The sequence below is a fragment of the Janthinobacterium lyxosi genome (assembly GCF_051380665.1).
Lineage (GTDB): Bacteria > Pseudomonadota > Gammaproteobacteria > Burkholderiales > Burkholderiaceae_D > Janthinobacterium.
On sequence record NZ_JBNYXM010000002.1, the window covers coordinates 161121 to 179568 of the forward strand.

Annotated in this window: 23 protein-coding genes; 8 read left to right on the forward strand and 15 right to left on the reverse strand. The window is 63.2% G+C overall.

All coding sequences use genetic code 11. The features are described 5' to 3' along the window. Positions 1 to 33 precede the first annotated feature (33 nt). Together ACQ4WP_RS02575 and ACQ4WP_RS02580 are read left to right on the forward strand one after the other, a co-directional pair. Positions 34 to 1065 carry a MerR family transcriptional regulator gene (locus tag ACQ4WP_RS02575; RefSeq protein ID WP_436518538.1) on the forward strand — a complete coding sequence of 344 codons (1032 nt, stop codon included), beginning with the start codon at positions 34 to 36 and terminating at the stop codon, positions 1063 to 1065. Positions 1066 to 1134: 69 nt separating this feature from the next. Next, the gene (locus ACQ4WP_RS02580) at positions 1135 to 2226 is read left to right on the forward strand and encodes a hypothetical protein (protein WP_436518539.1); all 1092 of its coding nucleotides are present in this window, start codon (positions 1135 to 1137) and stop codon (positions 2224 to 2226) included. Here the strand turns inward: ACQ4WP_RS02580 and ACQ4WP_RS02585 are convergent. Both ACQ4WP_RS02585 and ACQ4WP_RS02590 read right to left on the reverse strand, forming a co-directional pair. After that, positions 2201 to 3430, reverse strand: coding sequence for a D-amino acid dehydrogenase (locus ACQ4WP_RS02585; RefSeq protein WP_436518540.1), 1230 nt, complete (start codon positions 3428 to 3430; stop codon positions 2201 to 2203). The genes ACQ4WP_RS02580 and ACQ4WP_RS02585 overlap by 26 nt on opposite strands. Then, positions 3427 to 3894, reverse strand: a complete 468-nt coding sequence (locus tag ACQ4WP_RS02590; protein WP_436518541.1) for a winged helix-turn-helix transcriptional regulator — start codon at positions 3892 to 3894, stop codon at positions 3427 to 3429. The genes ACQ4WP_RS02585 and ACQ4WP_RS02590 overlap by 4 nt, the downstream gene beginning before the upstream one ends. Before the next feature lie 91 nt (positions 3895 to 3985). On the opposite strand from ACQ4WP_RS02590, the gene ACQ4WP_RS02595 reads away from it, so the two are divergent. After that, positions 3986 to 5179 (forward strand): MFS transporter, encoded by a 1194-nt coding sequence (locus tag ACQ4WP_RS02595; protein WP_436518542.1) that lies wholly within the window; start codon positions 3986 to 3988, stop codon positions 5177 to 5179. Here the strand turns inward: ACQ4WP_RS02595 and ACQ4WP_RS02600 are convergent. The 4 genes from ACQ4WP_RS02600 to ACQ4WP_RS02615 form a co-directional block, all read right to left on the reverse strand. Beyond that, positions 5176 to 5871 (reverse strand): Crp/Fnr family transcriptional regulator, encoded by a 696-nt coding sequence (locus ACQ4WP_RS02600; protein ID WP_426072696.1) that lies wholly within the window; start codon positions 5869 to 5871, stop codon positions 5176 to 5178. The genes ACQ4WP_RS02595 and ACQ4WP_RS02600 overlap by 4 nt on opposite strands. A 154-nt stretch (positions 5872 to 6025) precedes the next feature. Beyond that, positions 6026 to 6673, reverse strand: coding sequence for a response regulator (locus tag ACQ4WP_RS02605; RefSeq protein WP_436518543.1), 648 nt, complete (start codon positions 6671 to 6673; stop codon positions 6026 to 6028). A 38-nt stretch (positions 6674 to 6711) separates the two neighbouring features. Continuing rightward, positions 6712 to 7944: a GAF domain-containing sensor histidine kinase gene (locus ACQ4WP_RS02610; protein ID WP_436518544.1), complete on the reverse strand. Its 1233-nt coding sequence runs from the start codon at positions 7942 to 7944 to the stop codon at positions 6712 to 6714. Between the two features lie 64 nt (positions 7945 to 8008). Beyond that, a complete protein-coding gene (locus ACQ4WP_RS02615; RefSeq protein ID WP_102121651.1) occupies positions 8009 to 8590 on the reverse strand; it encodes a DJ-1/PfpI family protein in 582 nt (193 codons plus the stop codon). Positions 8591 to 8789: 199 nt separating this feature from the next. On the opposite strand from ACQ4WP_RS02615, the gene ACQ4WP_RS02620 reads away from it, so the two are divergent. Together ACQ4WP_RS02620 and ACQ4WP_RS02625 are read left to right on the forward strand one after the other, a co-directional pair. After that, the gene (locus ACQ4WP_RS02620) at positions 8790 to 9104 is read left to right on the forward strand and encodes a hypothetical protein (RefSeq protein WP_436518545.1); all 315 of its coding nucleotides are present in this window, start codon (positions 8790 to 8792) and stop codon (positions 9102 to 9104) included. Positions 9105 to 9214: 110 nt separating this feature from the next. Further along, a complete protein-coding gene (locus tag ACQ4WP_RS02625; RefSeq protein ID WP_436518546.1) occupies positions 9215 to 9514 on the forward strand; it encodes an antibiotic biosynthesis monooxygenase family protein in 300 nt (99 codons plus the stop codon). 16 nt (positions 9515 to 9530) lie between these two features. On the opposite strand, the gene pncB is transcribed toward ACQ4WP_RS02625, so the two are convergent. The 3 genes from pncB to ACQ4WP_RS02640 form a co-directional block, all read right to left on the reverse strand. Further along, positions 9531 to 10721 carry a nicotinate phosphoribosyltransferase gene (gene pncB / locus ACQ4WP_RS02630; protein WP_436518547.1) on the reverse strand — a complete coding sequence of 397 codons (1191 nt, stop codon included), beginning with the start codon at positions 10719 to 10721 and terminating at the stop codon, positions 9531 to 9533. Between the two features lie 77 nt (positions 10722 to 10798). Then, positions 10799 to 11674 (reverse strand): cysteine hydrolase family protein, encoded by an 876-nt coding sequence (locus ACQ4WP_RS02635; protein WP_436518548.1) that lies wholly within the window; start codon positions 11672 to 11674, stop codon positions 10799 to 10801. Between the two features lie 116 nt (positions 11675 to 11790). Next, complete coding sequence (locus ACQ4WP_RS02640) at positions 11791 to 12045, reverse strand: hypothetical protein (protein ID WP_436518549.1); 255 nt, start codon at positions 12043 to 12045, stop codon at positions 11791 to 11793. A 139-nt stretch (positions 12046 to 12184) separates the two neighbouring features. Between ACQ4WP_RS02640 and ACQ4WP_RS02645 the strand changes: the two genes are divergently transcribed. Next, complete coding sequence (locus ACQ4WP_RS02645) at positions 12185 to 12388, forward strand: hypothetical protein (RefSeq protein WP_436518550.1); 204 nt, start codon at positions 12185 to 12187, stop codon at positions 12386 to 12388. Positions 12389 to 12496: 108 nt separating this feature from the next. Here ACQ4WP_RS02645 and ACQ4WP_RS02650 read toward each other — a convergent pair whose 3' ends face one another. After that, entirely contained in the window at positions 12497 to 13051 is a 555-nt protein-coding gene (locus ACQ4WP_RS02650; RefSeq protein ID WP_436518551.1) for a Cif family virulence factor, read from the reverse strand. Positions 13052 to 13163: 112 nt separating this feature from the next. Further along, positions 13164 to 13769 carry an FMN-dependent NADH-azoreductase gene (locus ACQ4WP_RS02655; RefSeq protein ID WP_436518552.1) on the reverse strand — a complete coding sequence of 202 codons (606 nt, stop codon included), beginning with the start codon at positions 13767 to 13769 and terminating at the stop codon, positions 13164 to 13166. A 134-nt stretch (positions 13770 to 13903) separates the two neighbouring features. Between ACQ4WP_RS02655 and ACQ4WP_RS02660 the strand changes: the two genes are divergently transcribed. Together ACQ4WP_RS02660 and ACQ4WP_RS02665 are read left to right on the forward strand one after the other, a co-directional pair. Then, positions 13904 to 14818 carry a LysR family transcriptional regulator gene (locus ACQ4WP_RS02660; RefSeq protein ID WP_436518553.1) on the forward strand — a complete coding sequence of 305 codons (915 nt, stop codon included), beginning with the start codon at positions 13904 to 13906 and terminating at the stop codon, positions 14816 to 14818. 50 nt (positions 14819 to 14868) lie between these two features. After that, positions 14869 to 15096 carry a hypothetical protein gene (locus ACQ4WP_RS02665; RefSeq protein ID WP_070345622.1) on the forward strand — a complete coding sequence of 76 codons (228 nt, stop codon included), beginning with the start codon at positions 14869 to 14871 and terminating at the stop codon, positions 15094 to 15096. Between the two features lie 11 nt (positions 15097 to 15107). Here ACQ4WP_RS02665 and ACQ4WP_RS02670 read toward each other — a convergent pair whose 3' ends face one another. The 4 genes from ACQ4WP_RS02670 to ACQ4WP_RS02685 form a co-directional block, all read right to left on the reverse strand. Then, positions 15108 to 15419: a chaperone modulator CbpM gene (locus ACQ4WP_RS02670; protein ID WP_436518554.1), complete on the reverse strand. Its 312-nt coding sequence runs from the start codon at positions 15417 to 15419 to the stop codon at positions 15108 to 15110. A 3-nt stretch (positions 15420 to 15422) separates the two neighbouring features. After that, the gene (locus ACQ4WP_RS02675) at positions 15423 to 16343 is read right to left on the reverse strand and encodes a DnaJ C-terminal domain-containing protein (RefSeq protein WP_436518555.1); all 921 of its coding nucleotides are present in this window, start codon (positions 16341 to 16343) and stop codon (positions 15423 to 15425) included. 132 nt (positions 16344 to 16475) lie between these two features. Then, entirely contained in the window at positions 16476 to 17156 is a 681-nt protein-coding gene (locus ACQ4WP_RS02680; protein ID WP_436518556.1) for a beta/gamma crystallin family protein, read from the reverse strand. Positions 17157 to 17316: 160 nt separating this feature from the next. Further along, a complete protein-coding gene (locus ACQ4WP_RS02685; RefSeq protein WP_436518557.1) occupies positions 17317 to 18306 on the reverse strand; it encodes a beta/gamma crystallin family protein in 990 nt (329 codons plus the stop codon). Positions 18307 to 18448: the final 142 nt, after the last annotated feature.

Sequence of the window (18448 nt, forward strand, 5' to 3'; positions counted from 1 at the left end):
TCCTGTCTGTACGCACCAAGGAAGGAGCAAGCGATGCTGTTGAAAATCGGTGAACTGGCCAGGCTCACGGGCCTGACTATCCGCACCCTGCACCACTATGACAGCATCGGCCTGCTCTCGCCTTCGGCGCGCACACAAGCTGGCTACCGCCTGTACCAGCACGGCGACATGGACCGGCTGCACCGGATCATGGCGCTGCGCAAGTTCGGGCTGTCGCTGGCCGAGATCGCCAACGCACTCGCCGGCCCGGACCTGCCCTTGAGCACCATCGTGGCGCAGCAGATCGCCATGCTGGAGCGCCAGATCGCGCAAGCTTCCACCTTGCGCGCACGCCTGTGCACCTTGCAGGCGCAACTGGCGCAGGGGCAGGCGCCGGAACTGGCCGAGTGGCTCACTACGATGGAGTTGATGACCATGTACGACAAATACTTTACCCCGGAAGAACTGCAACAGATGCCGCTGCTGTCCGATGCAGCCGTAGAACAGGAATGGAAGGCGCTGGTAACGAGAGTGCGCGCCGCCAGGGACGCGGGTGCCGGCCCCGACGATGTGCGGGCGCAAGCGCTGGCCACGCAATGGATGGTCAAGCTGGTGCGCGACACGGGCGCCCACCCTGGCCTGTTCGCGCGACTGAACGACATGCACGCGCAGGAACCATCGATGCAAGCGACGACCAGCATCGATGCGGACTTGATGCAATTCATCATCGCCGCCTTCAATGCCTCGCGCATTGCGCTGTATCGCCCCTTCCTCAACGAACAGGAATATGCGCACCTGGCCGCCAATTACGGCAAGCGTTATGGCGAGTGGCCGGTCCTGATCGCCGCCGTGCGCGCCGCCATGGATGCGCGCACGCCGCCCACCGACCCGGCCGTGCTGCAACTGGCGCGGCAGTGGCTGGAGCTGTTCCGCTCGTATGCGGGCACGAACCCCGCCACGCAGCTGAAGTTTCGCCAGGCGCACCAGCAGGAACCGCGTTTGATGGAAGGCAGCTTTGTCGACGCCGCCATGCTGCAATACTTGGGCGCGGCGATGGCCGTGGTGTCGCAGGAAAAGCAAGCATAAAAGTTGACGTGCGGCACATCGTTGGCGTGGCCATGTAGAATCGGCCATCGCCAATCACCGGAAAACCCGATGCGCCGCTTCTTGTTTGTATGCCTGTCCCTGCCCGCCCTAAACCTGGCCCTGGCGGCCGAGCCGCCCGTGCAAGGGGTGTGGCAGGGCACTCTGGGCAAGGCCAATGTGGTGGCTTGCTTCAACCAGCCCAGCCCCACGCAAGGAGCTGACCGCAGCGGCAATTATTACTACACGCGCTACAAGACGCCGATCATGCTGGCCAAGCCCAACGGCAAAGCGCTGTGGCAGGAACTCGACGCCAAGGGCGACACGACAGGCACCTGGTCATTGAATGCGCCGCAAGACGGCAAGCTAAGTGACAAGCTCATCGGCACCTGGACGGAGCCAAAAAGCGGCAAGACCCTGCCCCTGGCCTTGACCCTGCTGGAAGCGGCGGGCGACCGCGACCATCCATCCTGCGCCAGCGATGCCTACAACCTGGCGCTGGAGGCCTTCCCCAGCACCAAGGTAAGCAAACCCATCGCCTTCGAAGGCAAGCAATACCGTAACCTGCAAATCGGCGACAGCATCACCGTGGAACTGATTGCGCCCGGCGATGGCGTGGCGAAAATCAATGCGCAGCTGCGCACCGTGCTGGCGAAGAACAAGCAGGACCTGGCCGACTTCTATGCCACGCGCCGCGAATATCTGGGCCGCAACGGTTTCACGACGGAAGACGAAGTGTATGCGGAGCCCACCTACTGGTCGCCGCGCTGGGTAACGGTCAAGTTTTACCGCTGGCCGGCCGGCTATGGCGCCAACGGCATCTCCATCAAGTTCCGCACCTGGGACGTGAAGACGGGCCAGGAAACGGACGTGTGGAACTGGTTTGGCGCCAGCGCCAGCGATGGCGACGACAAGGCCGAATTACCGGACCGCCTGCGGCAAGCCCTCTTCAAGGACGTCAAGATCGACGCCGAATGCAAGGGCACGGATTACGACGGCCGTGGCCGCTTCCACCTGTCGCTGAAGCAGGAAGGCGTGTCGTTCTGGGAAGATTCCAACGGCAGCGGCTGCGAAAACGACTTCCTGCTGCCCTACAGCAAGGTCGGCCCCTTCCTCACCGTCAAGGGCCGCGCCGCGCTCAGCGATTTGCTGCCGAAGAACTAGCCACCGCAGTGTTCACCATCGCGGCTACCAGCTCCGCCGTCGCGGCCGCCAAGGTCCAGCCCAGGTGACCATGGCCCGTGTTGTAGTACACGCCGGGCGCCTTGCCCGGCCCCACTTTTGGCAGCATGTCGGGCAGCATGGGACGCAGGCCCGCCCACGGGATCACCTTGCGCGTATTGACGTCCGGAAAACATTGCTCGACCCATGCCAGCAGCGGGCGGATGCGGTCGGCGCGAATGTCGTGGTTGACGCCATTGAATTCCGCCGTGCCCGCCACCCGCAGCCGGTCCTCGCCCAGGCGGCTGCTGACCAGCTTGGTGGCATCGTCGAGCAGGCTGACCTTGGGCGCCGCTGCGCGGCTGGCGGCGTCATCGAGCTGTACGGTGATCGAATAGCCTTTCACGGGATACACATTCACATGCTCGCCCAAGGATGCCGCCAGGGCACGGCTGGCCGTGCCCGCGCAGATGACGACGGCGTCGAACAAGGTGCTGTCCTCGCCCATGCTGACGCGCACCTTGCCGTGTTCGCGCGCCAGCGCCGTCACGTGTGTGCCATAGCGGCATGTCACGCCCAGGCGGGCGCAGGCGTCGGCCAGGCCGCTGGTGAATTTGTGGATGTCGCCCGTGGAATCGCTGTCCGTGTAGTAGCCGCCGTAAAAGTCGCCGGTAAGGGCCGGTTCGATGGCGCGCATTTCCGCAAGCGTGACGGCGCGCCGCTGCAAGCCGCCCCGGGCCAGCAGGCGCGACACGCCGGCCGCCCGCTCGAAGCCGGCCTTGTCGCGATAGACATGCAGGATGCCGGCGCGGCGATGATCGAAGTCGATATCTTCTTCTTGCGCCCACGCAAACAGGTGCTCGCGCGCGGCGATCGCCATGCGCGCCGTGGCGATGGTGTTGCGCTCATAGTCCGGCATGGCGGCGAGAAACTCGGCAAACCAGCTCAGCTTGTGCCAGCTGGGCCAGGGATGGAGCAGCAGCGGTGCATCGCGCCGCGCCATCCATTTCAGCGCGTTCCATATCGTCGCCTTGTGATTCCACACTTCCGCATGCGAGGCCGATAATTGCCCGCCATTCGCATACGACGTTTCCATGGCCGCATAGCGATGCCGCTCGATCAGGGTCACGTCCAAGCCCCGTTTCGCCAGCGCATACGCCGTCGTCACGCCGGTAATCCCACCGCCCAGCACGGCCACGCGCTTCATGCCTCAGGTTCCATTTGCGGCCCTACCTTGTGCACGACGGTATCGCCCGCCTGCAACACGCGGCCATCCTCGGCCAGCACGTCCATCCTGCGCACGGGCAAGCCTGAAGCGCGCTGCAGCAAGGTGGAATGCGCCTCGCCCGATTCGAACAATTGCGCCTCGCTCCACTGGCGCAAGCCCACCACGACGGGAAACAGGCCCAGACCCTTGGCCGTCAGCACGTATTCCTGGTAAGCCGTGCCGTCCGAGGCAGGCGCGACCGTAAAAATGCCCTCTTCCACCAGCGTGTGCAGGCGGTCGGCCAGGATGTTCTTCGCCACGCCCAGGCTTTTCTGGAATTCCCCAAACCTGCGCATGCCGTCGAAGGCGTCGCGCACGATCAGCAGCGACCAGCGCTCGCCGATCACGTCGAGCGCGCGCGCCACGGGACAGGGGTCGGTTTTCAGGCTTTTGCGCTTGGCCACGGGCATTCTCCAGGATTGAGTGGTTGCATTTTAAAACTTCTCGGCGTAGACTCCAAATGGTTTTAATTTGAAACCACATATACATACCCCTATGCGCGACACCACCTCTCCCCTTCCCCTGACAACTCTTGCCCCTTCCCTCGTCTGGCTGTTTGCCTGCGCGGCCGGCCTCAGCGTGGCCAATGTGTATTACGCCCAGCCCTTGCTCGCCACCCTGGCGCACGAATTCGGCTTGACGGACGCCGCCAGCGGCATGGTCATCACGGCCACGCAGCTCGGCTGCGCGCTGGCCCTGCTGCTACTTGTGCCGCTGGGCGACATGCTGAACCGGCGCCGCCTGACCTTGTTCCAGCTGGGCCTGCTTGTCATCACCCTGGCGGCGCTGGGCTGCGCCCGTTCCACGGCCGCCTTGCTGGGCGGCATGCTGCTGGTGGGCTTGCTGGGCACGGCCATGACACAGGGCTTGATCGCCTACGCGGCCAGCGCGGCGGCCAGCCACGAGCGGGGCCGCGTGGTCGGCATGGCACAGGGCGGCGTGGTGATCGGCTTGCTGCTGGCGCGCACCTTGTCCGGCGTGGTGGCCGACATCGCCGACTGGCGCGCCGTGTATTTTGTCTCGGCGGCCATGGCTTGCGCCCTGCTGTTGCTGCTGTGGCGCAAGCTGCCGCCGGCGCAACCGTCCAATCAACGGCTGGCGTATGTCGCCCTGCTTGCCTCGATGGTGAGCATGTTGAGGCACAACAAGGTATTGCGCGTGCGGGGCATGCTGGCCCTGCTGATGTTTGCCGTCTTCAATATTTTCTGGAGCGCCCTGGTACTGCCTTTGACTGAGCAAGGCTATACGCACGCGGCCATCGGCGCGTTTGGCCTCGTGGGCGTGATCGGGGCGCTGGGCGCGGCGCGGGCCGGGGCGCTGGCCGACAAGGGCCGGGCCCAGTGGACGACGGGCGCGGCGCTGCTGTTGCTGCTGGCCGCGTGGCTGCCGCTCGGCTTTGCCGGCACGGCTCTGTGGCCCCTGGTCGTCGGCATCATCGCGCTGGACCTGGCGGGCCAGGCCATCCACGTAACCAACCAGAGCCTGATCTTCCAGGATGACAGCGACGCGCACAGCCGCCTGGTGGCGTGCTATATGCTGTTTTATGCGGTGGGAAGCGGTGTGGGAGCGATTGCCGCCACCAGCGTATATGCGCTGGCGGACTGGCATGGGGTATGCGCGCTGGGCGCGGCGGTCAGCTTGCTCGCCCTGCTGTTCTGGCGGCTGACCTTGCCTGCTGAAAAAGCTTAGTTCAGCATGGCCGTGGCCGAGCCATGGCGGTAGGTTTTCAAGGCATCGGGCTGGATCTGGATCAGCGAACCGCTGACTTTAATCAAATGCAAGTCCGTCAACTGGTGCAGCACGCGCGACAGGGTGGCGGGCGCCAAGTTCAGGAACGATGCCAGCAGACTTTTCTTCAAGTCCAGCTTGACCTCGTTCGAACGCTGCTGGTCCGACGCCTGCAGCAGGTACTCGACCACGCGCTGGGTGGCGTTCTGCACGGAGCAGCGTTCCACGTTGCGAATAAAACCCATCAGGTGGTGCGACAGGCTATTCATCATCTGGCGCGCGATACGCGGCGACTGATCCAGCAGGCGCAGCAGCGCGTGCGGCGGGATGCGCAGCAGCAGGCAGTGCTCGAGCGCTTCGGCGCAGAACGGATACGGCTCATCGAGGAAAATCATGGCTTCGCCAAAGCTCTGGCCCGGGCGGATCAGTTCCAGTACCTTGTCGGTACCTTCCATGGAAAACACGCTCAGCTTGACGAGGCCGAAGACCACCACATAGGCGCCTTCCGCCGCTTCGCCCTTGCGGAACAGCACTTTGCCTTTTTCCACTTCGACGCGCACGACATCCTGGCGCAATTGTTCTAATTGCGAAGGGGAAATATGGCGAAACAGAGCCTGGCTCGATAGCAAGCCATCGACGTTGACCTTATGCATGACACTCTCTTATTAGATTAGCGAATGACTAAGAGTGTAATGCGCAGGCACCGTCAAGGCCATACGTCAAAGGAACTAGGGTTGTCTAGGCCGGAACGCCATGCAGATCAAACAATCGCGCATTCCCTGGGTTTATTTGCGCTTTGCTTGATCTTCATTTACCGAGTTCGCGCTCTACCGCATACACGGCGATCTGCACACGGCTGCTGAGCTTAAGCTTTTTGAGGATGTTTTGCACGTGGATTTTCACCGTGCTTTCGGCCACGTCCAGCTGGCGCGCGATTTCCTTGTTGCTCTGGCCGCGCGCCAGGCAAGCCATGGCTTCGCGTTCGCGCGGCGTCAATTTGTCGTAGTCGGCCTGGGGCGCGTTCTGTCCCGCGCGGAACTGCGACACGAGCTTGGCCGTCATGGCGTCGGCGATCACGGATTCGCCCGCGGCGGCGCGGCAGATGGCCTGGCCCAGCTGCTCGGCTTCGATGTTTTTCAGCAAGTAGCCGCGCGCGCCCGCGCGCAGTGCCGCGCCCAGGTCGGCCGCGTTTTCCGATACGGTCAGCATCAGCACCACCATCTGCGGCATGTCCTGCAAGATCAGCTGCAGCGCTTCCACGCCGGTCGCGCCGGGCATGTTCAAGTCCATCAGCACCACGTCGGGCCGCAGCTCGGCCGTCAGGCGCACGCCGTCGAGCCCGTTCGATGCCTCACCCACCACCTGGAATAAAGGATTGCGCTGCAGCAGCAGCTTGACGCCGCTGCGCAGCAAGGTGTGGTCGTCGACCAGCAGGATTTTGATTGGAGCGTTCACGTATTTGTATCTTCTGACTGGTAGGAATGAATCGTCTGTTACGCCGCCTGGCGCCGGGCTGCCGGCAAGGCCAGCGAGATCGTCGTGCCGCCGCCGGGCGTGCTGTCGATGGCAAATTGCGCACCCAGCCGCTCGGCTCTTTCCTGCATGATACGCAAACCGATCTGCAATTCCGTTTTCTTGTCGCGCAGGTTGGCGGCGAAGCCTTCGCCATCGTCGCGCACCTGCAGCGCAAAATCGCGCCCGTTTTCCACGCGCAGGGCCACGTTGCTCGCTTGCGCGTGCTTGCGGATATTCGACAGCGCTTCCTGCACGATGAAGAGGATCTGCAACTGCTGCTCCGGCGCCAACGGCGCGCCATTGCCGCTCATGTCCAGGGTGCCGACGACGCCCGTCTGCAGCTCGAACTTGGCCAGCACTTCGCTGAGCTTGCTTTCGAGGTCGCTGCCATGCCAGCGCGTGCGGAAATTGACCAGCAATTCGCGCACATCCTGGTAACTCTGTTCGACGCCCATGCGCATCAGCGGCAGCACTTCGGCCGCTTCGTCGAGCTGGCCGCGGCGCACGGAATCGTCGAGCATCTGCACTTGCAGGCTGATGAAGTTCAAGCTTTGCGCGATGCTGTCATGTAGACCTTCGGCCAGCAGGCTGCGTTCGCGCGCGACGGCGAATTCCTTCTCGCGTGCGATCAGGCGCTGGTTTTCGATGGCAATGCCCAGGCTCTGGCCCAGCGTTTCCAGCCAGCCCTGCTGCTGCGCATGCACCGCTTGCGGGCGCGCAAAGTGCAGCGAAAAACTGCCCACCACCTGCTCGCGCGCGAGGATGGGAAAGACGGCGATGGCAATAAATCCTTCGTCCTGGCAACGGTAGCGCTGCAGCGCATCGACCTGGCGGAAATCACGAATCTGGATCACGCCCTGCGCCACGGCCGCGCCGCACAGGCAATCGTTGTTGCGGATGCAGTGTTCCTCTTCCACCATGGCATCGGAAATGCCTTCATGCACGATGATGTGCACGGTGTCTTGTTGCGGATCGAGGATGCGCACGGTGCCGCCTTCGGCTTGCGCAAATTGCATCACATGGCGCAAGAAGCCGCGGCATAGCGCATCGATGGCGTGCTGGCCTGCCAGCAAGGTGGAAATCTCGTGCAGGGTGGCCAGCTGGCGTTCCTGCGCGGCGCTCAGGCCCGATTCGGCTTGCGCTAGGCGGCGCTGGCGCCAGCGCGACGCTGGAAGTTGTTTGCGGGAAGGTTGACTGCGCGGCGCATGCATGAAGAACTCGAATCTGAAAAGTGGTGCGCCCGGCAAGCGCTGCGGCCTGCCGGGCTGGTGAAGGTTACAAACGGATCTCGGTACCCAGCAGCTTGACGAACTGCGCCAGCCAGGCCGGATGCGCGGGCCAGGCGGGCGCCGTGACGAACTGGCCATCGGTGACGGCGTCCGTGACGGCGATGTCGGCATACGTGCCGCCCGCCAGCTTGACTTCCGGCGCGCAGGCGGGATAGGCGGAAATGCGCTTGCCGCGGATGACGTCGGCGGCGGCCAGCAATTGCGCGCCGTGGCAAACGGCCGCGACAGGCTTGCCCGCCTCGGCGAAATGGCGCACGGCGGCGATGACTTTCTCGTTCAGGCGCAGGTATTCGGGCGCGCGGCCGCCGGCGATCATCACGGCGTCATAGTCGGCCGGATCGATCTCGTCGAAGCTGGCGTTCAAAGTGAACAGGTGACCCGGCTTTTCCGTGTAGGTCTGGTCGCCCTCGAAATCGTGGATGGCCGTCTTGATCGTCGCGCCGCTTTTCTTGCCGGGACAAACGGCATGCACGGTATGGCCCAGCATCAGCAGGGCCTGGAACGGCACCATCGTTTCATAATCTTCTGCAAAATCGCCGGTCAAAAACAGAATTTTCTTCGCTGCCATTTAGTTCTCCTATGAAAGATTGATCCCGCATCCCTGCCTGCAGGACGCACCGCAAGACGTATCTTAGCGCGACTTGGCAGCCATACCGGATATTTATCAAACTTTTGCGCCTTGATCGAAGATTTTACAGGCTGAGGCAGAATTTTTTACAGGCTGGCAGGTCAAATTCGGATACCCCTTACTACTGGAAAGTTTGGCCATGAGCACCTCCACCAGCCCCCTTGTTTCGCCTGCCCTGATCCGCATCTTCGACCAGCTTGCCGATGCGCAGCAGGCCCGCAACGCCCTGCTGGAGCAGGGTTTCCCCGCGCACGCAGTCGAACTCGACACGGTTGATGACGAGGCCGTCCCCGTGCAAGGCAAGGCGGCGTGGCGCAGCATGTTCCGCCTTGTCGTCGCCGTGCACCAGGCCGGGGACAGCGAACGGGCCGCCGCCATCGTGCAGGCGCATGGCGGCAGCGACATCGAACAGCGCACGGCCAGCCACGCGGGCCGCAAGCGAGGGCAAGGGTGATGGCAAGGAGGATGGCAAAGAACATGCGGCCGCGCACTGAGCGCGGCCCTCCCCCGCGCGGCCAAATTATGGCAAGATCAAGCTTCCTTCATTCCACAGTGGAACTTGCCATGATTTTTGAAATTGCCCATATCCAGATCAAATCGGCCACGCATGACGCCTTCGAGGCGGCCGTCGCCAAGGCCGTGCCCGTGTTCCAGCGCGCGCGCGGCTGCGAGTCGATGCGCCTGGAGCGCTCGATCGAAAACGGCGATACCTACCGCCTGGTGGTCGGCTGGACGACGCTGGAAGACCATACCGTGCATTTCCGCGGCAGCGACGACTTCCAGGCCTGGCGTGGTCTCGTCGGCGAATTCTTTGCCGCCCCGCCCCAGGTCGAGCACATGAACACGGTAATCGCAGGCTTCTAGACCAGCAATCAAGCGCTTACACGGCGGGGTGGTGAAACACCTGCCGTAAATAGGCGAGAAAGGTTTCATCCTTGCACAGGGTCTTGCCCGGCGAATCCGACAATTTTGCCACCGACTGGCCGTTGCAGCGCACCAGTTTCATGACGATGTTGAGCGGCGTCAAACCCACGTCGTTGGTGAGATTGGTGCCGATGCCAAAGCCCGTCATGATGCGGTCGGCAAAGTGCTGGTACAGGGCGAAGGCCTTGTCCAGGTCCAGGCCGTCGGAAAACACGAGGCGCTTGGTATTGGCATCGATGCGCAGGGCTGCGTAGTGCGCCAGCGCCTTTTCGCCCCACTCGACGGGGTCGCCCGAATCGTGGCGCAAGCCGTCGAACAGCTTGGCGAAATACAGGTCGAAGTCGGCCAGGAAGGCATCCATGCCCACCACGTCCGTCAGGGCGATGCCCAGGTCGCCGCGGTATTCCTGCACCCAGTCTTCCAGTGCCGCCTTTTGAAAGTCGCGCAGGCGCACGCCGAAGGACTGGAATGACTGCATGTATTCATGCGCCATGGTGCCGATCGGCACGATGCCCAGCTTTTTCGCCAGGTACACATTCGACGTGCCTTTAAAATATTCCGGCACTTCATGCGCCAGACGCTGCACCACCTCGTCATGCCAGGCGCCGGAAAAACGCCGGCGCACGCCGAAATCGGAAAATTCAAACGGGTGTTTGCGCCGCGGCAGTTTGCCGAATTCCTTGACGGCCGCCACTTTCAAGCCCAGGCGATGACGCCCTTCGCGCATGGCCGCGTCCAGGTCGAAACGGCGAAAATACAGCTCGTTGATGATGTACAGCACGAAAATCTCGAAGCCCATCACATGCACCTGCGGCCCGGCCGCGTGCACCAGCAAGGTCTCGCCATCCGTGCTGACCTCGATGAACTTGCGCTGGAAGCGGAACACCGTCAAAAAGTCAACGAAATCGCTCTTCATGAAGCGCAGGGTGCGCAAATAGGCCAGCTCGTCGTCGGCAAACGACATCGAGCACAGGTGGTCGAGCTGTTCTTCCAGCTCGACCTTCAGTTCGGCCAGGGGAAAGGCGGTCGCGTTGCGGCAGACAAATTCGTATTCGGTATGGGTATTCGGATGACCGTGCAGCAATGCTTGCCACATTGTAAATTTATACAGATCGGTTTCCAGCAAACTGCGCACTATCGGGGTCATGTGTGTTTTCTCCAACTTCCTGAAGCCAGAATAGTACGCCACTGCAAGCATTTCAGCAGGGCACGTTCGACAGTGGCTCAGGCAGCCGCGTTGGCCAACGCGTTGGCCAGCAATTCGGGCAAGACGGTGGCGGAGGTGGCCAGCCGCACGCCGCGCTCTTGCATGGCGGCAAGGAAGTCGCGCTGCTGCGCTGCAAAGCCCGTGACGGGGCTCATGCAGTCTGTCAGCAAGACCAGGCGCGACAGGGCCGGCTTGCCTTGCTGCCCTTCCAGGTAGTCGGCGATGTGCTCCGTGCTGGCTTTCACGCAATGGCTGCCCGCTTCGCCGGCGACATAAATCTGCTGCGCCGGCAGCAAGGTGGCGAGGAAATCCAGGTTCAGCTGGGTGGCCGCATCTTGCGCGTCGGGCACTTCCGCCATGACGGCCGAGTAATGCTCGGTCCACGGGTTGGACCCCTTGCTCAGCTTGGCCACCACTTGCAGGTGATCCACTTCCCAGGCGTTGTAGGCGGCGCGCACGGCCGCATGGATATTCTGGCCCCAGCTGCCGATCTCGCAATGCACGGGCCACACCATCAACTGGTAGCGTCCCGCTTGCTGCAAGGCATCGAGATAAGCCAGCGCGCGCGGCAAGGCGCCGCTGGCGGCGGGCAGGAACAGGCGGTCGCGCACCTGCTGCGCGCTGATCTGCGTAAACGGCGCAACGGGACCGCCATCGCCCGTGCGCCAGAAGGCGGGGTGGGCGATGTCGTAGCGGTGGTGGGCGTCGAGCGTCACGCTGATCTGCGTCAAACCGCCGCCCCCTTCCCGGATCAGCCGCGCCACGCGCAGCATGTCGGCGTGGGCGCCCGGCACGGCCAGCGCCGGTGCCGCATCTGGCGGCAGCCAGGTGGCGGGCAAGTCGCAAAAATCGTTTTGCGGGTCGATGACGAGCAGGTGCAACTGGCGTTTCATGACAATCCTCTGGCGTGACGATATGTTGCATGATACGGGCACCTTCGCCAGCGCGCCTACCCCGGCGGCACCAGGAGCGTGCTCATTCGCAATAACTTGCACCTGAACAAGCCAGGTCAGGGGTGGAAGACATAACGGCGCTGGCGCCGTTCGACCAGCTTGACGGCCACCTCGCCCGCTTCCGCCATGGCGTCCGATTCCGTTGTAAACTGGTGGTCGGCCGACACCCTGCGCTTGTGCAGCAGATTCACCCGGTGCATGGGGTTGGGCGAAGGGGCATAAATGGCGACGTAGGCGCCCCATAGCTTGCAGCCCCGCAAGCGCTCTGCCGTGTAATTCACTTCATAAAAATCAACATACTTTATCGGCACGATGTGCGCTCCAAAAATGACATGGCCGGACAGCTTGTCTCTACGGACTGACGCGGTAAAAGGGTAAAACCATGCGCTCGCGATTGCTCAGGATACTCAATTCAGCTCTCTTTTTATCACGCGGCACAGGAGAAAAAGGATGAATGACTACATCATCTTCATGCATGACGACACGGAAACACCAATGGACATCGCCACGTCCGCCTGGCAAGACTACTTCGCCATGCTCAGGGCCAGTGGCCGCTTCTGCGGTGGCAGCTCCATCGGGCCCGGCATCTGCGTGCACCGGTCAGGCCAGGCCGGTTACGCCACACTTGTCAGGCTATCTACGTGTGCAGGCTGAGAGTATAGACGATGCGAAAAAATTATTGCTGGGCAACCCTGTACTGAACGCAGGTGGCACGGTGGAAATCCGCGAACTGCCGCGGGACTGACGCGGCCTGGCTGGCGCCTATTTGCCCGCCTCGACGGCGGCATGCATGGACCAGACGACGCTGAGGATTTTCCATTCGCCGTCGCGCTTGACCATTTGCCACGCTTCCACGCCATAGTTCGACAGCTTGTCGCCGACGAGGAATTCATAGTCGAAATTGACCCAGGCCACATGGCGGTCCTGGGTGATCTTGACGTTGTAGAATTTTTCTTCCGTGCGCTGCGGTTCGCGCTTGATGAAGTTGGCGAAACTGACATAGCCACCCACCGCGACGCCATCGAAGTGGACGTCCGTCGTGTCGCGCATTTTCTTGATGAAACCGTCATCGGCCGGCGCAGCGAACAGAATGTTTGTGTGCAGCATCAGCGTCGACAGCAGCTTGACATCCTTGGCGATCAGCGCCGCCTGGAAGTCGGCGACGACTTTTTCGATGGCGCGGATATCGTCGGGCGTGGAGGCGTAGCGACCCACGTGGGGCGGCGCAGCGGGCGCAGGCGGCGCAGTCTGCGCCTGCGCAATGCCTGCCGCCAACAGGGAACATCCGAACAATACTGCGCTTGCCAACTTGTGCATGGGGGACTTTCATGGTGAACCGCTCGCCGGGCTGGCACGGGGCGTGCCGGCGGCAAGCTTATGTCAACCATGGCAAATTGGCAATCCCCATTGGAACTAGATAGCAGCAAACTCAGGCGGCCAGGGCCTCGATCGAGGCGCGGCCCTTGGCGATCGCGCTGGCGACGGCATCCTCGCCCATGGCCCCCCCCTCGGCTTGCACGAACTCGATATCGGTGATGCCGATGAAGCCCAGGGCCGTGCGCAGATAGGTGCTCAGGTAATCATACGCGGCGCCCGGGCCTGCGCTGTAAACGCCGCCGCTGGCCGTGAAAATGACCGCTTTCTTGCCAGTCGCCAGGCCGACGGGGCCCGTCGCCGTATAGTGAAAAGTGCGGCCCGCGCGCGCCACGTGATCGATCCACGCCTTCAGGGTCGAGGGCACGGAAAAATTGTACATGGGCGCGGCCAGCACCAGTACGTCGACGGCCAGCAATTCATCGACCAGGGTATCGGACAACTGCACAGCCGCAGCCGCCTGCGCGCTGCGCTGCCCGGCCGGCGTGAAGAAGGCACCCATCACCTCTTCCGTCAGGTGCGGCACGGGCTGCGCCGCCAAGTCGCGTTCGACGACGCTGGCCCCTTGCGCAGCCAGTTTCGCGACGAATTCGCCGGACAATTGGCGCGACAGGGAACCGCTGTTGCGCACGCTGCTATTGATGTGTAATACCTTGCTCATGAATTGCTCCTGTGGAAATCGGTGACGGGATGGGCCATATCGCAGCCCTTGCACACAGCATAGTTCGGGTCTACCATCGATGAAACCGTATAAATATAAATGTTTAGCATCGAAATTCTAGATATGGAGTTGCCATGAGAGAACCGGGCCAGCCTTCGCTCGACCAGTTGCGCGTGTTCGTCGCCGTCATCGACGCGGGCGGCTTCGCCCACGCGGCGCGCCAGCTGCACCGCACACAGTCGGTGATCAGCTACACCATCGCCAACCTGGAAGAACAACTGAATGTGGTGCTGCTCGACCGCAGCAAGCGCAAGCCCACCCTGACGGACGCGGGCAAGGCCCTGCTGGCCGATGCGCGCGCCGTGGCCCTGAAAGTCGATGGCATGCGCGCGCGCGCCAAGGCGCTGGCCGGCGGGCTGGAAGCGGAGGTATCGGTGGTGGTCGACGTGATGTTTCCCACCTGCGTGCTGGTGCGCATTCTGGAGGCGTTCCAGGCGCAGTTCCCCACCGTCGCCCTGCGCCTGCGCATCGAAGCCATGGGCGCCGTGGCGCAGCTGGTGATGGATGGCAGCTGCCACATCGGCCTCGGTGGCTGGATGACGGCCACGGCCAGCGTCTTCGAGCGCCTGGCCGTGGGCCATGTGCGCCTGATTCCCGTGGCAGCGCCCAGCCACGCGCTGGCGCAGCAAGAAGGGCCGATTGCCTCCAACGTGGCGCGCGAACACGTGCAGCTGGTGCTCAGCGACCGCAGCGACCTGACGCAGGGCCAGGATTTCGGCGTGCTGGGATTGCGCAACTGGCGCCTGGGCGACCTTGGTTCCAAGCACGCCTTGCTGCGCGCGGGACTTGGCTGGGGCAACATGCCCGAAGCGATGGTGCGCGAGGATCTGGCGGCAGGACGGCTGGTGCACCTGCCGCTGGCCGTCGACAAGGGCGAGAATTATCCGATTTACCTGATCCAGCGCGCCGACACGCCGCCCGGCCAGGCGGGCAAATGGCTGACGGAGCGCTTTGCGGAGCAGTTGCCGTTGCTGGAACAGGTCTTCTAGAAGCACGCGCGGGCAGGTATCATGCGCGCATACATTGATAAGGAACCACCATGGCCGGCATCGACGACTTCGTCAACAAACAAAAACCTGGCGCGCGCTTCGTCATCACGGCGCAGATGCTGCGCATGACGCCGCAGCAATTCGACTCCGTGGCGCAGGAATGGATGGAAGACGGCGGCCCCGGTTTCGACGTGGCCGGCATCCCGCACCGGGTGGTCGTCGATGGGCAGTTTTATATAGCCAGGCTCACCGTGACACGCCACGGCGAGCCGGCATAAGGGCGAATGGTCTAATCGACGCCCAGCACGTGCAGGCGCCGCCGCAAACGCGCCACCTCTTCCGACAGGTCGACCACCAGCGCAGCCAGTTCGGCATTCGCGTCGAACACGGATTCGATTTCGTGCAGGCGGCGCGCGCGCACCAGATCCAGGCTGGTGAAGCGCCAGGCCGTCAGTTGCCCCGCCGGCGGGCCGTCCTGCAGCAGCACACCCGTCTGCACATGCTGCACCACCCAGTCCGGCTCCACGGCGCAGGCGCGCGCCAGCTCCTCCAGGCTCAGGGCACGATCTTCGAGCAATTCGCCAATTACCTTGTTTGTCATGATTTACCCTCCCAGCTTCTGGCGCGGATTGAAAGCCATCTCGCGCGCCATGGTTGCATACAGTTCACGCGCCTTGTCGTCGTTCGCCGGCGGCAGCACCACTTCCAGCAGCAGATACAAGTCGCCCGGCTGGGCGGCGGGAATGCCGCGCCCCTTCAGGCGCAGCTTGCGCCCCGTCTGCGAATTGGGCGGCACGCTGACTGCCACCGTGCCCGATGGCGTGGGCACGTCGATTTCGCCGCCCAGCGCCGCCTCCCATGGCGTGACGGGCACCGTCTCGAACACGTCGCGTCCTTCCACCTTGTAGCGCGCATCGGGCTGGAAGCGGATCTCCAGATACAGGTCGCCGGCTGGCGCGCCGCCGCTGCCCGGATGGCCCTGGCCCTTCATGCGCAGCTGCTGGCCCTGCGTGACACCTTTCGGTATCGTCACTTCCAGGGTGCGCTCGCGCGTCACCACGTGGCCCTGGGCGTCCGCTTCGGGCACGCGCATGACAATGTGGCGCTTGGCGCCCTGGTAGCTGTCGTGCAAATCGATGGTGATGGCGGCGTGGCTGTCCTCGCCCTGCATCTGGAAACTGCCGCCGGCGCGGCGACGCCCGCCCACATGGGCAAACAGGTCGGCAAAGAAGTCGCTGTCGTCGGCGCCCGATGATTCGTAGCCCGAACCCCAGTCCGGCGGGGGCCGGAATGGCTGCCCTTGGGCGCCCTGGTTACGCCCCAGCTCATCATAGGCGGCGCGCTTTTCCGCGTCGCCCAGCACGCCGTAGGCCTCATTCAGGGCCTTGGTGCGCTTGTCGGCGTCCGCTTCCTTGCTCACGTCGGGGTGGTATTTGCGTACCAGCTTGCGGTACGCCTTCTTGATCTCGGCCTCGGTCGCCGTCTTCTCGACGCCAAGCTCCTTGTAGTAGTCCTTGTATTCCACCGTGCCTGCTCCCCATGGTTGAACTGCCTATGGGAAGAGTACACGAATTGACTGTGACATAACGTGCGCACAATACAACACCGCCCGCTAGGCACGGGGCGCGCGGGCGGTGCAAGGGGCAACTGAAAACGCCTAGCGCACGCGGCGCAGCGAGGAAATGCGGCGGTCGAGGCCACCGTGCAGGCGGCCGTAGCTGCCTGGCCCCATCACCACGCAGCGGCCACGGAAGTTGGCATCGACGCAGAATTCCCAGCGGCCGTAGTTGACGACGATCGACTCGGCGCGGTCGTTGAAGCCATAGCGACTCAAATCACGCACTTCGCGGTCCAGGCGCACGGGCCGGCCGCGCATGCCGGCGTCAGGAAACATCAGCACGGCGCCATTCATGTCGGGACGGTGTCCGCCGCCATGGCCTGGATAACCGGGATGGGGACGCTCCGGCTCCGGACGCGGAGGGCGCGGCGGGTAGGGACGGTGGTCGCCGCCGCCATGGCCCGGGCGGCCCACTTCGCGCACCGAGGAAACGGCGTCGTTCATGCCCGGCATGCTGTCGTAGCGGCCAGGCTGCAGCACGCGGCAGTTGCCCCGGTAATTGGCGTCCTTGCACACTTCCCAGGTGCCCGAGCGCACGATGATGCTGGAGGTCTTGTCGTTGAAGCCCATGCGCGACAGGTCTCCCGTATCTGAACGCAGGGTGACCGGGCGGCCGCGGAAACCGGCATCCTGGAACAAGGTGATTTCGCCCGCGGATGCGACAAGGGGAGCGAGGAAGGTGGCGGCGCACAGCAGCGCGGGCCGGAAAGATCGAACCATGACAACTCCAATACTGATTACATTTTCGCCAGTGTAGTCCAGGCGACAGGCGGCGAGTGTAACAAAGGGCAAGCAAATGTCAGCGCACGGCAGCGAATGTAAAAACCGCCTGGCGGGATCAACCCGGCAGGCGGCCTGTCAGCATCTCTGCGGGAGAAAATCAGCGCACGCGGCGCAGCGAGGAAATCTGGTTTTCCATGCTGTTCAGGCGATCGTATTCGCCCGGTCCGATCACTTCGCAACGGCCACGGAAATTCGAATCGCTGCACACTTCCCATTGGCCCTCGTTGACGACGATGGACGAGGCGCGGTCATTGAAATTGTAGCGCACCAGGTCTTCCGCATTGCGGTCCAGCGCCAGCGGCTCGCCGCGCATGCCAGCCTCGGGGAACAGCAGGACGGCGCCGCGCTGCTGGTACTGCGGCTGCTGGTATTGTGGATACTGCTGCTCGTATTGCGGCCGCTGGTACTGCTGTTCATACTGCTGCTGGCGCCGCGCTTCGCGCTCGTCGACCATGCGCGCCGACGAGACGCGCCCATCGAGGCCGCGTCCCAGGTCGTCGTGGCGGCCGGGCCCGAAGATGCGGCACACGCCGTTATAGTTCGAGTCGCTGCACAGCTGCCAGTAGCCGTTGTGGATGACGATGCTGCTGGTGCGGTCGTTGAAACCGATGCTGACGAAATCGTCCGTATCGCGGTTCAGGCGCGCCGAACCGCCATTCTGGCCCGCCCCCGAATACACTTCCAGGCTGCCGCCACGGCCATAGCCGCCATGGCCACGATCCGGATCGCGTCCCGGGCGCCCCGGATTGTAGCCATCGCCACGGCCCGACTCGCGCACCGAGCTGATGGCGTCGTTCATGCCCGGCATCGAGCGGTATTCGCCTGGCCCCAGGGTGCGGCAATTGCCGCGGAAACCGGCATCGGTACACACATCCCAGGTGCCCGAACGCACCAGGATGCTCGACACCTTGTCATTGAATCCAAAGCGCGACAGATCATCCGTCGTCTCGCGCAGGTTCACGGCGCGGCCACGCAGATCAACGTCTTCGAACAAGGTGATATCGCCCGCATGGGCGGCCGCATGAACCCCCAGCGACAGCAGCAAGGTCGCCGCGCATGCCAGCGTGTGTTTGAAAGGGCCCGTCATGATTAACTCCATTCTTCATTCTTTGGTGATGATTTGCCTGGCCAAAACGCCAGGATGCCATTGTAACAAGTGCTCGCCCGCGCGGAAGGTCGCCGGCGCTTTCCAAGGTCGATCAAGGCAAATGCATGATCGACATGACAAC

What these genes read in the sequence shown, in the direction of transcription:
- ACQ4WP_RS02575 (WP_436518538.1), top strand. Translation starts at nt 34, where the DNA reads ATGCTGTTGAAAATCGGTGAACTGGCCAGGCTCACGGGCCTGACTATC.
- ACQ4WP_RS02580 (WP_436518539.1), top strand. Translation starts at nt 1,135, where the DNA reads ATGCGCCGCTTCTTGTTTGTATGCCTGTCCCTGCCCGCCCTAAACCTG.
- ACQ4WP_RS02585 (WP_436518540.1), bottom strand. Translation starts at nt 3,430, where the DNA reads ATGAAGCGCGTGGCCGTGCTGGGCGGTGGGATTACCGGCGTGACGACG.
- ACQ4WP_RS02595 (WP_436518542.1), top strand. Translation starts at nt 3,986, where the DNA reads ATGCGCGACACCACCTCTCCCCTTCCCCTGACAACTCTTGCCCCTTCC.
- ACQ4WP_RS02600 (WP_426072696.1), bottom strand. Translation starts at nt 5,871, where the DNA reads ATGCATAAGGTCAACGTCGATGGCTTGCTATCGAGCCAGGCTCTGTTT.
- ACQ4WP_RS02610 (WP_436518544.1), bottom strand. Translation starts at nt 7,944, where the DNA reads ATGCATGCGCCGCGCAGTCAACCTTCCCGCAAACAACTTCCAGCGTCG.
- ACQ4WP_RS02615 (WP_102121651.1), bottom strand. Translation starts at nt 8,590, where the DNA reads ATGGCAGCGAAGAAAATTCTGTTTTTGACCGGCGATTTTGCAGAAGAT.
- ACQ4WP_RS02620 (WP_436518545.1), top strand. Translation starts at nt 8,790, where the DNA reads ATGAGCACCTCCACCAGCCCCCTTGTTTCGCCTGCCCTGATCCGCATC.
- ACQ4WP_RS02625 (WP_436518546.1), top strand. Translation starts at nt 9,215, where the DNA reads ATGATTTTTGAAATTGCCCATATCCAGATCAAATCGGCCACGCATGAC.
- pncB (WP_436518547.1), bottom strand. Translation starts at nt 10,721, where the DNA reads ATGACCCCGATAGTGCGCAGTTTGCTGGAAACCGATCTGTATAAATTT.
- ACQ4WP_RS02635 (WP_436518548.1), bottom strand. Translation starts at nt 11,674, where the DNA reads ATGAAACGCCAGTTGCACCTGCTCGTCATCGACCCGCAAAACGATTTT.
- ACQ4WP_RS02645 (WP_436518550.1), top strand. Translation starts at nt 12,185, where the DNA reads ATGAATGACTACATCATCTTCATGCATGACGACACGGAAACACCAATG.
- ACQ4WP_RS02650 (WP_436518551.1), bottom strand. Translation starts at nt 13,051, where the DNA reads ATGCACAAGTTGGCAAGCGCAGTATTGTTCGGATGTTCCCTGTTGGCG.
- ACQ4WP_RS02655 (WP_436518552.1), bottom strand. Translation starts at nt 13,769, where the DNA reads ATGAGCAAGGTATTACACATCAATAGCAGCGTGCGCAACAGCGGTTCC.
- ACQ4WP_RS02660 (WP_436518553.1), top strand. Translation starts at nt 13,904, where the DNA reads ATGAGAGAACCGGGCCAGCCTTCGCTCGACCAGTTGCGCGTGTTCGTC.
- ACQ4WP_RS02665 (WP_070345622.1), top strand. Translation starts at nt 14,869, where the DNA reads ATGGCCGGCATCGACGACTTCGTCAACAAACAAAAACCTGGCGCGCGC.
- ACQ4WP_RS02670 (WP_436518554.1), bottom strand. Translation starts at nt 15,419, where the DNA reads ATGACAAACAAGGTAATTGGCGAATTGCTCGAAGATCGTGCCCTGAGC.
- ACQ4WP_RS02680 (WP_436518556.1), bottom strand. Translation starts at nt 17,156, where the DNA reads ATGGTTCGATCTTTCCGGCCCGCGCTGCTGTGCGCCGCCACCTTCCTC.
- ACQ4WP_RS02685 (WP_436518557.1), bottom strand. Translation starts at nt 18,306, where the DNA reads ATGACGGGCCCTTTCAAACACACGCTGGCATGCGCGGCGACCTTGCTG.